Annotated in this window: 12 protein-coding genes and 1 riboswitch; of the genes, 7 read left to right on the top strand and 5 right to left on the bottom strand. The window is 38.4% G+C overall.

Going from position 1 to position 13,464, the window contains the following annotated elements; translation table 11 throughout:
* Positions 1-264 precede the first annotated feature (264 nt).
* Together F0919_RS03605 and F0919_RS03600 are read left to right on the top strand one after the other, a co-directional pair.
* Positions 265-1,092, top strand: a complete 828-nt coding sequence (locus F0919_RS03605) for a glutaminyl-peptide cyclotransferase (RefSeq protein WP_190277246.1) — start codon at positions 265-267, stop codon at positions 1,090-1,092.
* Between the two features lie 13 nt (positions 1,093-1,105).
* Complete coding sequence (locus F0919_RS03600) at positions 1,106-1,744, top strand: hypothetical protein (protein ID WP_150031344.1); 639 nt, start codon at positions 1,106-1,108, stop codon at positions 1,742-1,744.
* Positions 1,745-1,824: 80 nt separating this feature from the next.
* On the opposite strand, the gene F0919_RS03595 is transcribed toward F0919_RS03600, so the two are convergent.
* The 3 genes from F0919_RS03595 to purL all read right to left on the bottom strand — a co-directional run bounded on the left by F0919_RS03595 (position 1,825) and on the right by purL (position 7,323).
* A complete protein-coding gene (locus tag F0919_RS03595; RefSeq protein ID WP_150031343.1) occupies positions 1,825-2,259 on the bottom strand; it encodes an FKBP-type peptidyl-prolyl cis-trans isomerase in 435 nt (144 codons plus the stop codon).
* A 403-nt stretch (positions 2,260-2,662) separates the two neighbouring features.
* Complete coding sequence (locus F0919_RS03590; protein ID WP_150031342.1) at positions 2,663-3,310, bottom strand: outer membrane beta-barrel protein; 648 nt, start codon at positions 3,308-3,310, stop codon at positions 2,663-2,665.
* Positions 3,311-3,666: 356 nt separating this feature from the next.
* Entirely contained in the window at positions 3,667-7,323 is a 3,657-nt protein-coding gene (purL, locus tag F0919_RS03585; RefSeq protein ID WP_150031341.1) for a phosphoribosylformylglycinamidine synthase, read from the bottom strand.
* A gap of 301 nt (positions 7,324-7,624) precedes the next feature.
* On the opposite strand from purL, the gene F0919_RS03580 reads away from it, so the two are divergent.
* Positions 7,625-8,809, top strand: coding sequence for a hypothetical protein (locus tag F0919_RS03580; protein ID WP_150031340.1), 1,185 nt, complete (start codon positions 7,625-7,627; stop codon positions 8,807-8,809).
* A 9-nt stretch (positions 8,810-8,818) separates the two neighbouring features.
* Here F0919_RS03580 and nadD read toward each other — a convergent pair whose 3' ends face one another.
* On the bottom strand, positions 8,819-9,394 hold the full coding sequence (nadD, locus tag F0919_RS03575) for a nicotinate (nicotinamide) nucleotide adenylyltransferase (RefSeq protein WP_150031339.1): 576 nt from the start codon (positions 9,392-9,394) through the stop codon (positions 8,819-8,821).
* Positions 9,395-9,420: 26 nt separating this feature from the next.
* Positions 9,421-9,648: a FeoA family protein gene (locus F0919_RS03570; protein WP_150031338.1), complete on the bottom strand. Its 228-nt coding sequence runs from the start codon at positions 9,646-9,648 to the stop codon at positions 9,421-9,423.
* A gap of 146 nt (positions 9,649-9,794) precedes the next feature.
* Between F0919_RS03570 and F0919_RS03565 the strand changes: the two genes are divergently transcribed.
* From F0919_RS03565 to F0919_RS03550, 4 genes are all read left to right on the top strand, one after another.
* Positions 9,795-10,880, top strand: a complete 1,086-nt coding sequence (locus tag F0919_RS03565) for a mannose-1-phosphate guanylyltransferase (protein WP_150031337.1) — start codon at positions 9,795-9,797, stop codon at positions 10,878-10,880.
* 48 nt (positions 10,881-10,928) lie between these two features.
* Positions 10,929-11,639 (top strand): UMP kinase, encoded by a 711-nt coding sequence (gene pyrH, locus F0919_RS03560; protein WP_150031336.1) that lies wholly within the window; start codon positions 10,929-10,931, stop codon positions 11,637-11,639.
* 107 nt (positions 11,640-11,746) lie between these two features.
* On the top strand, positions 11,747-12,391 hold the full coding sequence (gene nth / locus F0919_RS03555) for an endonuclease III (protein ID WP_150031335.1): 645 nt from the start codon (positions 11,747-11,749) through the stop codon (positions 12,389-12,391).
* A 118-nt stretch (positions 12,392-12,509) separates the two neighbouring features.
* Complete coding sequence (locus F0919_RS03550; protein WP_150031334.1) at positions 12,510-13,160, top strand: phosphatase PAP2-related protein; 651 nt, start codon at positions 12,510-12,512, stop codon at positions 13,158-13,160.
* 126 nt (positions 13,161-13,286) lie between these two features.
* Positions 13,287-13,380, top strand: a riboswitch (TPP riboswitch).
* Positions 13,381-13,464: the final 84 nt, after the last annotated feature.

Raw genomic sequence — 13,464 nt, 5'->3', positions numbered from 1 at the left:
AGTAACAGCCTTGTTTCTTCCGGAAACGCTTTGTCGCAAATAGTAACAGTTTTGTTTCTTCCAGAAACACTTTGTCGCAAATAGTAGCAGCTTTGTTTCTTTTAATGAATGCTTTGTGAAAAACAGTGACAATTTATTTCTTCAAAAAATGAAGAAATAATGCCTGATAAAAAACGAGGTACGAAAACATTCAATAATGCAGAATCGTATCTTTATCCGGATTTTAATTTTAAAAGAATGCGATACAAACAAACGCATAAATACATGAAACTGACAATAATACCCTTACTTGCCCTATCCTTGTTCACTACAGCCTGTAAGGATAAAACCACGGACACAAACGATACTCCGGTTACAGAAAAAGAAGCGCCGCTTACTCCGCAGATAGACTTTGTTTTCGTACATGAATACCCGCACGATACCACTTCCTTTACAGAAGGCTTTTTGGTTCATGATGGCCGGTTGTTTGAAAGCACAGGCGCAACAACCGATTTGCCGCAAACAAGGTCTTTATTTGGTGCGGTTGACCTTGCCACCGGAAAGATTGATGTGAAAGCCGAGATTGATAAAGAGAAATATTTTGGCGAAGGCATTACCTTCCTTAACGGTAAAGTGTTTCAGCTTACTTACAAAACAAAAATCGGTTTTATATACGATGCAAAAACATTTAAGAAGCTGGGCGATTTTACTTTCCCGAGTAAAGAAGGCTGGGGTATGACTACCGATGGTACGAACCTCATTATGTCTGATGGTACCAATACTTTGACCTATCTGAATCCTGCTGATTTGAAAGTAGTTAAAACTATTTCAGTAAAACAGGATGGTTTTGAAAGACCTTATCTTAATGAACTGGAATATATCAACGGATATATTTATGCCAACATCTGGACAACCAACAAAATAGTTAAAATAAATCCTGCCGATGGCAAGGTTGCAGGTGAACTGGATCTTACCTCTTTAGCCAATGAAGCCAAAAATATTTCGCGTGGTTCAATGGAAATGAATGGTATCGCTTACGATTCGGCTAACAATAAAGTGTATATAACCGGTAAGATGTGGCCTAAGATTTATGAAATAAAGTTTGATAAATAAATTGCATTCTTAAATGATTCGGTTTTCAGTGAAGCTATTATCATCTGTTTTATTTATTCTTTTTATTGCTTTTGCCTGCCAGGCACAAAATGAATTCTTTGCAAATAATTATGTTGGCGGCACTATTATTCTAAAAGATTCTACTATTAGAAAAGGCCAGCTTAAATGGTTGGCAGGTCAATTCAATAAAGTGAAATTCAAAGCAAGTGAAGATGCGGATGTGTTAAAATATGATCCCGATGATTTAATTGGCTTTAAGGTTGATACCTTAACCTATGTTTCATTATATGATTTCGATGCATATTCTGATAACTATACATTGATTGGAAAAACCACAAAAATTAAAAAGGCATTTGGTGAAATACTCCATAAAGGGCATTTTAATATTTATCTGGTTTTGATAACAGGTTATAATCCTGTTAGCCAGTCCATACAATACTATCCTAATATCGTTTTTGAAAGAGTGGAAACAGAACAAAAACCATTAATAAGCTTTCCGTATAGCATTCGTATGAAAGAAGGGAAATATGAAAAAGCAAAAGAAGCTTTATGCAATTACTTTAAAGATTATCCTGAAGTGGTTGTTCTTATAAAATCATTCCGGCGCGATGATAATTTCGACAGCATTATAGAGAAAGTAAAGCAATTGTAATAGCAACAAATTCGCAAGGGTCTGATATAAGGAGAGCTGCCATAATTATGGCAGCTCTCCTTATATCAGAAAAGTTTCGATTAAGCAATCGACAACAATTCTACATCAAAAACCAATACACTATTAGGTCCTATATCACTTCCCACCTGGCGTGAGCCATATCCTAATGCAGAAGGAATAAAGAAACGGTATTTGCTGCCAACGCTCATAAGCTGTACACCTTCCGTCCAGCCCGCAATCACCTGGTTTAACGGGAAAGTAGCAGGCTGTCCGCGCTGAACAGAGCTGTCAAATATTTTACCATCAATAAGTGTGCCATGATAATGACATGTAACGCGGCTGGTTGCAGTTGGTTTTGCACCTTCTCCTTCTTTCAATACCAAATATTGCAAGCCACTTGGGAGTGTGATTACGCCTTCTTTAGATTTGTTTTCTTCAAGAAACGCTTCACCGTTTTTAAGGTTTGTTTCGGCTTTTTCTTTATTCTTTAAGCCTAATAAATCAGATATACTCATATTGGAAAATTTGTAGCGAAAATAGTTAAAATGATTTGCTAATCCATGATAATTACATTAAGGTTAGATTTATTTGTATTAATATTTTTATAAAACCAATAAATAGTAATGTAATACGTCATTATCAGCGAAATGAAATCGCAGTTTATTTAAAGGCAATTTTAAGCTGACAGAACTTTTTTTTTGAAATGATGTTATATTATCGGTGAATTGAAAAATTGGCGATATGCCATAAGATGCTGATGATATCCCTTAAATTTTTGTGTTTTGGTGAGTGAATTAGGGGATGTCATTAGTGTTTTGATTGTGAAGCCTCCATTCTGTCAAGGGTGGAGGTTCTTCTTTATATTAAAAGAGCGCAACAAATAGTGCGCTCTTTTAATATATTTCAGGGAAGAAAATATTAATCTTCTTTCTCGTCATTCATATCATCTTTTTCTACCTGGCTGCCATGGTTCATTTTCATGCCATGATGTTTGTGCTTGCCGCAGAAAATGTTTTTAGAAATACCGATGTTCATTTGGTTACCCCAGTTCAAATCAAATGTATTTGTTGAGTTGATATGGTTGTATTGTAAACCACCATAGCTGAAGTTCAAAGCAAAACCGTCCATTACATATACTGCAACAGCCGGAGTCAAAGACGCACGGAAACCACCTGCATTACCGCCGCTGTTAGCTACACCGCTGATACCGGTTGTATAACCGAAATATCCTGCTTCCAATTGGCTGTAAAAAGCAAATATTTTTCCTACAGGGCAAGTATAACGGGCAAAACCGCCAACGCCATAGGAATTTTGGTAAGTCCAGTCAACCTGAGAAGTTGTAATAGTTCTGTGTGTGCCGAAAGAACCGTAAACACCTAATGTCCAATGATTATCGAATTGATAACCGATACCCGGGTTAATGTTGAAGTCGCGGGTTTTGTTGTTTGCATCATCTGTTACTGAATGGAAGCCGATGTTACCAAAAAGCAATACACTGTTTGCTTGCGCATTTGCTGCAATGGCAGCAGAACCCATTAAAAGGGCAGATAGAATCAGTTTTTTCATACTGTGTTTGTTGATGTTTTTTGAAGGCTTAAATGAAAAGCCGTGAACCTATTCGATTCACGGCGTAATAATAATAAGAAGATTTTAAATTGTGTAACAGAAACCAAAATATTTTTTAAAAAACAGTCTGCTTAACGATTCCTTATTATTTCAGCTCTTGGTTACTGTTCCTGTTTTTTCAACAAGATGATTACCGGAATCAGCTTCAAATGGAGCAACGTTACAAGCGCTTATACCCATCTTTGGTTTCATTGAACAGAAAAAGCATCTTTGCATATGTCTTTTGATAGCCATGGCCGGCTTTTTAAAAAAAATACCCCGGGCTTGTAAAAGCCCGGGGTATTTTTTTATCGGTTCTATTTTGCCTGATTCGTTATTAACCAATTGCGTGCATTTACAAATGCTTCCATCCACGGCGACACTTCATCTTTTCTTCCTGCAGGGTAATGTGCCCATTGCCATTGAAAAATAGAGCGTTCGATATGCGGCATAGTCACTACATGACGTCCGCTGTCATCACTAATCATAGCTGCGCTGTAACCTGAACCATTAGGGTTGGCAGGATAACCATCGTAGCCGTATTTACCCAGAATCTTATAATCGCCTTCACCGGCAGGTAAATAAAATTTCCCTTCTCCGTGAGATATCCAAACGCCAATAGTACTACCTGCAAGGCTGGAGAACATCACGGAGTTATTGTCCTGTACTTTCATGGAAGTAAAGCCACTTTCATGTTTATGGCTGTCATTGTACAACATGCGCGGTTGTTCTTTATGATCAGGATAGATAAGTCCTAATTCAACAAATAACTGACAGCCGTTGCAAATACCTATAGATAATGTATCGTTACGTTTGAAGAAATGCTCGATAGCTTCCTTGGCTTTAGGATTGTATTTGAAAGCACCTGCCCAACCCTTTGCGGAACCTAAAACATCAGAATTGGAGAAACCGCCCACTGCACCGAGGAACTGTACATCTTCCAGGTTTTCACGACCGGAAACCAAATCAGTCATGTGAATATCTTTCACATCGAAGCCAGCAAGGAAAAGCGCCTGAGCTAATTCTCTTTCTGAATTGCTTCCTTTTTCGCGTATCACGCCTGCCTTAGGACGTACAGCATCAGAAGGGAAGACTGGTTTTTTACCATCAAATTGTTGTGGGAAACGGAACCGCAGCGGTTGTGATTTATAATTCTCAAAACGTTCTTTTGCCTTCTCAGCACCGCTTTGCTGCTTATCCAGCAAATAAGATGTTTTAAACCAGGTATCGCGCAATGCCGCAATATCAAATGCATATTGCTTACCATGATTCGTAACAGTCAATTGATTAGAAGCAACAACCTTACCAATTTTTACAACTGCAATGCCTGCATCTTTCAATTGGTTTGCTGCATCGGCATCTCCCTGAAATACTACCGCAATATTTTCTGCAAATAAAAGTTTGATGCTGTCTGCCTCACCTAAAGCAGTTAAATCTAATGCAGCACCTAAGTTATTATCCGCAAAGCACATTTCTAATAAAGTGGTAATAAGCCCACCGCTACCAATATCGTGCCCCGCCTGTATTTTACCCTCTTTAATTAATTGTTGTAAAGTGTTGAATGCGGTTTTAAAATTACCTGCATTTTTAACATCCGGAGCTTCATTGCCTAACTTATTCAACACTTGTGCCAATGAAGAACCGCCTAACTTATATTGGTCCTCCGAAAGGTTAACATAATAAATATCACCGCCATCTTTTTGCAAAACAGGCTCTACAATTTTTGAAATATCATCGCATTGTGCACCTGCAGAAATAATAACGGTACCCGGTGCAATTACTTCTCCGTCAGCATACTTCTGTTTCATGGAAAGGGAATCTTTACCCGTAGGGATATTGATACCTAAAGCGATAGCAAATTCCGAACAAGCCTCTACTGCGTTATAAAGACGTGCGTCTTCCCCTTCATTTTTGCAGGGCCACATCCAGTTGGCAGATAACGATACGCTTTTAAGGCCATTTGAAAGCGGTGCCCATACTATGTTTGACAATGATTCTGCAATGGCATGACGACTACCGGCTTTCTCATCTATTAATGCAATAGCAGGTGCATGGCCAATACTGGTTGCAACGCCATACTTACCTTTATAATCAAGCGCCATAACGCCCATATTATTCAATGGTAATTGCAAAGGTCCTGCACATTGCTGTTTTGCTACACGGCCACCCACACAACGATCTACTTTGTTAGTCAGCCAGTCTTTACAGGCAACAGCTTCCAGTTGCAACACCTGATTCAGGTAATCATACAATTTATCCTCTGTAGCATTAATGGATTCATAAGTTCTGTTTATAACTTTATCATCCATAATCGTTTTAGGCGAGCTTCCAAACATATCTTCCAAGTGGAAATCCATGGGTGTATCACCTGTCTTTTCAGAAGCAATAGTAAACCTGTGATCGCCTGTAACCTCACCCACTACAAACATCGGAGAACGTTCTCTGTCTGCAATTTCACGCAAAGTGTCAATATGTTTTTGCGGAACCACCAAGCCCATACGCTCCTGAGATTCATTGCCTATTATTTCCTTAGCCGATAAGGTAGGGTCACCAACCGGTAATTTATCTAAATTTATTTTGCCACCCGTGCTTTCTACCAATTCAGACAAACAGTTCAGGTGTCCACCTGCACCGTGATCATGGATAGAAGTAATGATATTATGATTGCTTTCAACAACACCGCGAATCGTATTGGCAACACGCTTTTGCATTTCAGGATTAGAACGTTGAATCGCATTCAGCTCAATACCGGAACCAAAAGCACCGGTATCGGCAGATGATACGGCTGCACCACCCATACCGATACGGTAATTATCGCCACCCAGAACAACAATTTTGTCACCGGTTTGAGGTTGCTGTTTTTTACTTTGGTCATGCTTGCCATAACCTACGCCACCGGCAAGCATAATTACTTTATCAAAAGCCAGTTTTCTTTTGTGTTCTTCGTGCTCGAATGTAAGCACAGAACCCGTAATAAGCGGCTGTCCGAATTTATTGCCAAAGTCAGAAGCACCATTCGATGCTTTTACTAAAATGTCTTTAGGGTTTTGATACAGCCATTTGCGTTCCGGCATGCCATTTTCCCAATTGCGGCCTTCTTCCAATCTTGAATAGGCAGTCATGTAAACAGCTGTCCCTGCCAAAGGCAAAGAACCTTGGCCGCCGGCAAGACGATCGCGTATTTCGCCGCCGGAACCGGTAGCAGCACCATTAAAAGGTTCTACTGTGGTAGGGAAATTATGTGTTTCTGCTTTTAATGAAATTACCGAATCAAATTCCTGCTCCTGATAATTGGAAGGCGCAGCCGCATTGATAGGCGCAAACTGCGTAAGCCTTGGGCCCTGAATGAAAGCCACATTGTCTTTATAAGCCGAAACAATATAATTCGGATTTTCAGAAGATGTTTTCTTGATGAGCTTAAACAAGGATGTAGGCTGCTCTTTGCCATCAATTACAAATGTACCATTGAAGATTTTGTGACGGCAATGTTCTGAATTTACCTGCGAAAAGCCAAAGACTTCTGAGTCCGTAAGTTTACGACCTAATTTTTCAGAAAGATCGTTCAGGTATTTTACTTCCTCATCGCTTAGTGCAAGACCTTCCTGTTTGTTATATGCAGCAATATCTTCAATTTCGATAATGGGTTCAGGTGTAATATTTATGGTGAAAATATCCTGATTCAACTCCTTGTATTGTTGAAACAACATAGGGTCGAATGAAGCACCTGCTTCCATGAATTCTTCAATTCTTTGAATGCCTTCGATACCCATATTTTGGGTTATTTCTACAGCATTAGTACTCCAGGGAGTAATCATGGCAGCACGGGGGCCAACGTATTCTTTAACTATGTTTGTGGTGCCGAGAGAGGCGGCATCTCCGAAAAGCCAGCTAAGTTTTGAAATGTCGCTATCAGAAAGGTTATTAGCGGTTTGGACTGCGAAAACGGAAGAATTTTTCCCGAAAAAATGCATCATAACTTCAATTAAGCGGCAAAATTAAGGGTTAAAAATTGATTATCCATTTTTTTGCTTCTATAATATAGCGTCAGACTATTTAACCGTAGCCGGAATGTTCTTGTATCATCCATATTTCGTTTTTTGCAGGCACAAGCCGGAATGGTAAGCAGATATAAATGGAGAATAGGAAACCTGATGCCTGAATTGCGATTTTTGCTTTAAAGGATAATTGATTATTATAATCTAATTAGTATCTTGCGGACATCCAAATCAGAGGAAATTTCAGGCATCCCATTTAACCAGTATATAAACGATCATAATGTTTTCTTTTGCCCGTATGGCTCCTCATCAGGTTGACAAAGCTAATGTAGTATTGATACTTATTTCATTGATTATTGCTTTGTTTATTCCTTTCGAACTGTTTTTGTTTTCCTATGCCATTCTGGGGCCATTGCATTATCTTACTGAAATCAGTTGGCTGCATCATAAAAAATATTTTCTGGCTATTCCGGAAAAAGGACAAAAGCTGCTGTTCCCTTTATTGATCATTTTATTGGTTATGCTGGTGACCGTCGGGAAGACAAGAGCTTTGCATGGAACAAATACGGGGATGTCTATCACCAATATCACGATCTTTGTTTTTTTTCTTTCCCTGATTTTAATTTTTATTAAAAGGAACTCATTGCGGTTGGGCGCTATTGCAATTATTGCCATTGTGAGCATAGTAATGAATATGGAACGGGAAACATTAATTTGTACCGATTATAATACAGGGCAGAAAGTTTCATTCGTGACCGGAGGGCAAATAGATGAAATAAAAGATTTATTAGGGCAGCATTGTGCCGATGTAAATAAGGATAATAATTTTTCTCAAGATGTAGATTTTACACTTGATTATTCTTATTCCTTTTGGGTGTTGTTATTTAGTACATATATCCCTACGCTCATCCATGTTTATATTTTTACCTTATTATTTATGCTTTACGGAGCGCTGAAAAGCAACTCTGTTTATGGCAAAATAGGCGTAGTTACATTGTTGCTTGCAGCGCTGTTTCTTTTATTTGTACCTGTAATAATACCTTATCATATTTCCGGTTATGCTTTGAAAACCTACGATAGTATTTTTGCAAGCGTCAATAAAAGCTTCATGAAAGATTTTAATTACAGCAGCATTGCCAATGATATATACACAAGTAAGAAAGGTCTGATGCTGGCAAGATTTATCGCTTTTGCTTATACTTATCATTATCTGAACTGGTTTAGTAAGACAAGCATAATACAGTGGCATAAAATGCCTAAAACAAATCTGGCCGTAATTGTTATATTATGGATAACTTCTATTGCCGTTTATCTTATTGATTTTAAGTTAGGCTTTACCGCTTTGCTATTCCTGAGTTTTCTCCATGTTTATTTAGAGTTTCCTTTGAATTTGCATTCCATGAAAGGCATTTGGGAGCATTTGTTTGCAAAGAAAATCACCTTAAAGCCGAAGGCTGCTAAATAAGCAGCAATTTTACTTATTATAGTACCGGTTTTCGGCAATGCAATCCATAACCTCATCAGGCACCAGATAGCGGATAGATTTATTTTCCCTGATTTGAGAACGTATATGTGTAGATGAAATTTCCAGTAATGGCGCTTTTAAAACCTGCACGTTAACCGGTAGTCCTTCTTTTGAGACAGAAAATCCCGGACGCTCAAAAACGATTACTTTATAAAATTCGAGAATCTTTTCATGGTTTTTCCAACGGGGAAGATTCTGATAACTATCGCTTCCCATAATAACCGAAAATTTCTCTAAAGGGAATTTTTCACTGAGATAAGTTAAAGTGTCGATAGTGTAAGAAGGCTTGGGCAAATGAAATTCCACATTGCTTGCCCTGAATTTGTTATTGTCCTTGATGGCTAATTCGGCAAGATGCAATCTGTCATATTCATTGAGCAGCGAATGCGATTCTTTTAAAGGATTGTGCGGCGAAACAACAAACCAGATTTTATCTAAGTCCGAATGTTCCAATACATGATTGGCAATAATGAGATGACCGGTATGGATGGGGTTAAAACTTCCGAAATATAAGCCAATATTCATGTATAGCGTTAATTCTTTAAAACAATTTAAGCAATTTCTACCCAGATATGCCTTGCTTCATTCTTACGGATGCTGAGGCAATAGCCCGAAACCTGAATTGCAATCGGGTCGCCCATCGGGGCAATAGCCTCCACCGAAACTTTTTCGCCGGGAATACAACCCATTTCCATCAATTTTACCTGCGCTTCATTCTCGTCAAAACGTTCAATGACACCAGAGGAACCCGATTTCATTTCTGATAATCTATGCAACATATTTACAAATAAGTTTGCAAAAATACCGTTGTTATTCTTCTGAGCCAAATTATATAAACATTTGGCACCATTAGCCAGATCAAATGTTTATGTATGGTTAGGAAAATTCTTGTTACTTTTGCGGCGACGAACACCAATACAAGGTAATGAGTATTCACAATAACTATGTAGCCATTCTTGCAGGTGGTATAGGCAGTAAATTCTGGCCGGAAAGCAGGCAGAAACTGCCGAAACAATTTCTCGATTTATTAGGTACCGGACAAAGTCTTTTGCAAAGCACATTTAACCATTTCAAAGATATTTGTCCAATTGAGAATATTTTTGTCATTACGCATGAAGCCTACAAAAGTCACGTTCATGCACATCTTCCCGAAGTTTTAATTGCAAATATCGTATCAGAACCTTCAAGGAAAAATACGGCCCCCAGCGCCGCTTATATTTCACATAAGATACTCGCCATCAATCCCGATGCCAATATAATTATTACCCCGGCCGATCATCTGATTACAAATGACCGCAATTTTCAGCAACAGGTTTTTGAAACGCTTGATTATGTTGCGCATCACCCCAATATTGCAACAATCGGCATTAAGCCCACAAGGCCTGATACCAAATACGGTTATATTCAATACGAACATAAAGATCAGGAAGATACTTTTCATAAAGTAAAAACCTTTGTGGAAAAACCTAATCTTGATATTGCGCGCACCTTTTTGCGTTCCGGCGATTTTCTCTGGAACTCAGGCATTTTTGCATGGAATGTAAAGACCTTCATTAAAGTGCTGGAAGAATACCTTCCCGAGCTGAATGATGTTTTCGTCCAGGCAAAAGATGTGTTAAACACGCCAAAGGAAGCCAAAGCCATGGAAATGCTGTATGCGCAATGCACCAACATTTCTATTGATTATGCCATCATGGAAAAAGTGCGTAATGTTTCTATTGTTACTTCCAGATTTGGATGGAGCGATTTGGGAACCTGGGAGTCTGTTTATGAACATTCGGAAAAAGATTATCTGGGCAATGCCGTTTATGGTAAAAATGTTATGGTGATAGATGCTTCGGGATGTATGGTTAAGGCGCCTGAACATAAGTTGGTTATACTGCAGGGACTGGAACAATACATTATTATTGATACGCCGGAAGTTTTGCTGGTGTGCGAAAGAAATAAAGAAGGGCAAATTAAAGATTATCTTTCCGAAGCCAAGCGTAATAAAGGCGACCGTTTTTTATAGTTGATAAAATAGAGAAAAATTTCATTTATATATTTCAGAAACATCCTCATGCTACCAAAGTACAACAGAATTTTACTAAAGCTTTCAGGCGAATCTTTAATGGGCGAACGTAATTATGGTTTGGACCCTCAAATGCTTTCACAATATGCAAACGACATCAAGGCTATTACGGACCTGGGTGTACAGGTGGCTATCGTGATTGGCGGTGGAAATATTTATCGTGGCATGAACGAAGCAGAAACGGGCATCGAAAGAGCTCAGGGGGATTATATGGGCATGCTTGCAACCGTTATTAATGGTATGGCATTACAAGCTGCATTGGAGCAGGTGGGTGTAAAAACGCGTTTGCAAAGTGCTATTAAAATGGAGCAGATTGCAGAACCATATATCCGTCGCCGCGCTATCCGCCATCTGGAAAAAGGCCGTGTGGTAATCTTTGGTGCCGGTACGGGAAATCCTTATTTCACAACCGATACAGCGGGTTCATTACGTGCCATTGAAATCAATGCCAATGTAATTTTGAAAGGTACGCGTGTAGATGGCATTTATACAGAAGATCCTGAGAAAAACCCCGATGCAACACGTTATGAAACCATCAGTTTTGCAGAAGTAATCGGCCGCGGCCTGAAGGTTATGGATATGACGGCATTTACATTGTGTCAGGAAAATAATTTGCCGATTATTGTTTTTGATATGAATAAAGTTGGCAATCTTACCGATGTTGTGAGCGGTAAAAATGTAGGAACATTAGTAAAATAAATCTTTCTTGCCACGACAAGATTACAAGACATTATTAAAATTGACAACTTTCTAAAAGTTGTCAATTTTTTTTAAGAGATGTATATTTATCATTCATAGTAAACAAAATGACCCGCAAAGACAGATATCAGTTTGTTATTGATTATTTCAGCGAACACGCTCCTGAAGCCGAAACGGAATTGTTATATGATAACCCGTTTCAGCTTTTAGTCGCTGTCATACTTTCTGCCCAATGTACCGACAAACGTGTAAATCTCACTACGCCTGTTATTTTTGCAAAATTTCCTGATGCGGAAAGCCTTGCCAAAGCTACTTTTGATGAATTGTTCCCTATTATAAAGAGCATAAGCTATCCCAATAATAAGACCAAACACTTAATCGGAATGGCACAGATGCTCGTTGCTGATTTTAATGGAGAGGTACCTTTGAAGGTGGAAGAGTTGATAAAACTACCCGGTGTAGGCAGGAAAACGGCCAATGTAATTACCTCTGTCATTGACGAACAGCCGAATATGGCTGTTGACACACATGTTTTCAGGGTTTCTGCAAGAATCGGCCTGACTTTACAGGCAAAAACGCCGTTGCAGGCAGAACAACAACTGATAAAATTCTTTCCTAAAGAGTTGATTCACAAAGCACATCATTGGCTTATCCTCCATGGAAGGTACGTTTGTGTGGCGCGTAGCCCCAAATGTGAAATATGTGGTTTACAGCAAGGCTGTAAATATTTTCAGGCTACATTGAAAAACTAATCGCATCTTTGCAGACACAAATCGATTTTATTTTTTCAAGTAATAGTATTCAACGGTTAAAATTCAACACTTTGTTTTTTTGAATTTTGACTTTTGACTTTTTATTTTATTTCAAAGCATGTTATCTTTTAGTAACGATAATAATACGGAATCTCTGACATGGAAAGCGGCATTAAAAGATGATTTCTTCAAAATCAGGCTCATTATTGTTTCAATAGTTTTTGTAGCAATATTATGTGTGTTCCCTTATTTCTTCCAGCATATTGAACAAAGAGACGGCAGGCTGCTAAAGGACTTTATCATCGATAATGTAAAGCCTTTTGACGCTTCTGTTCCGATATTTATCTGCATCTGGGGTATTACTGCATTGGTAATTGTAAGATGCGTAAAACAACCGCAATTGTTTCTTACAAGCCTGTATAGCTTCACCATATTGACTTTATTCAGGATGTTGACTATTTCTCTGGTGCCATTGAACCCACCGCATGGGCTTATTCCGTTAATAGATCCTATATCCAATTTCTTTTACGGTAAATCTCATTTCGTTACAAAGGATTTGTTTTTTTCCGGTCATACTTCTTCGCAGTTTTTATACTTTTTATGTTTGCCTAAAAAAGAAGACAAGATACTTGCCTTAATATCGACTATTACCGTAGGAATCCTGGTATTGTTGCAGCATGTGCATTATACCGTTGATGTGGTCGCTGCCATTCCGCTAACCTATTTATGTTTTCTGGCAGGGAAAAAGCTTACGCAGGCGAATAACTGATTTTAGAATGGTTTTGATTTTTTATCAAAACCATTTTTTTTCTTGGAAATGTGTTAAAATAGCATTTACCTTTGCAGCGTAATAATTACAAAAACTCTTAGAAAAAATATTTCGTTAGAAATTATAAGAGAAACCACGGGGTGCCTTACTATCAGGCTGAGATCAAACCCGTAGAACCTTGACCGGATAATGCCGGTTAGGAATGGTAAGTAAATGGTTTTTCCAATCTTACCTTATTGAATTTTTTGAGTTTCGATGAAAGACAATCCGTGTCTGTTATCGTCGCTTAAAATTTTATTGGTTC

The sequence above is a fragment of the Taibaiella lutea genome, assembly GCF_008629695.1.
In the GTDB taxonomy this organism is placed as follows: domain Bacteria; phylum Bacteroidota; class Bacteroidia; order Chitinophagales; family Chitinophagaceae; genus Taibaiella; species Taibaiella lutea.
This window is presented reverse-complemented; position numbering and strand designations above follow the sequence as displayed.

Coding starts and splice junctions, on each gene's coding strand:
- F0919_RS03570 (WP_150031338.1), bottom strand. CDS start 9,648: ATGTTGCATAGATTATCAGAAATGAAATCGGGTTCCTCTGGTGTCATT.
- pyrH (WP_150031336.1), top strand. CDS start 10,929: ATGCTACCAAAGTACAACAGAATTTTACTAAAGCTTTCAGGCGAATCT.
- F0919_RS03590 (WP_150031342.1), bottom strand. CDS start 3,310: ATGAAAAAACTGATTCTATCTGCCCTTTTAATGGGTTCTGCTGCCATT.
- F0919_RS03565 (WP_150031337.1), top strand. CDS start 9,795: ATGAGTATTCACAATAACTATGTAGCCATTCTTGCAGGTGGTATAGGC.
- F0919_RS03595 (WP_150031343.1), bottom strand. CDS start 2,259: ATGAGTATATCTGATTTATTAGGCTTAAAGAATAAAGAAAAAGCCGAA.
- F0919_RS03550 (WP_150031334.1), top strand. CDS start 12,510: ATGTTATCTTTTAGTAACGATAATAATACGGAATCTCTGACATGGAAA.
- nadD (WP_150031339.1), bottom strand. CDS start 9,394: ATGAATATTGGCTTATATTTCGGAAGTTTTAACCCCATCCATACCGGT.
- purL (WP_150031341.1), bottom strand. CDS start 7,323: ATGATGCATTTTTTCGGGAAAAATTCTTCCGTTTTCGCAGTCCAAACC.
- nth (WP_150031335.1), top strand. CDS start 11,747: ATGACCCGCAAAGACAGATATCAGTTTGTTATTGATTATTTCAGCGAA.
- F0919_RS03580 (WP_150031340.1), top strand. CDS start 7,625: ATGTTTTCTTTTGCCCGTATGGCTCCTCATCAGGTTGACAAAGCTAAT.
- F0919_RS03605 (WP_190277246.1), top strand. CDS start 265: ATGAAACTGACAATAATACCCTTACTTGCCCTATCCTTGTTCACTACA.
- F0919_RS03600 (WP_150031344.1), top strand. CDS start 1,106: ATGATTCGGTTTTCAGTGAAGCTATTATCATCTGTTTTATTTATTCTT.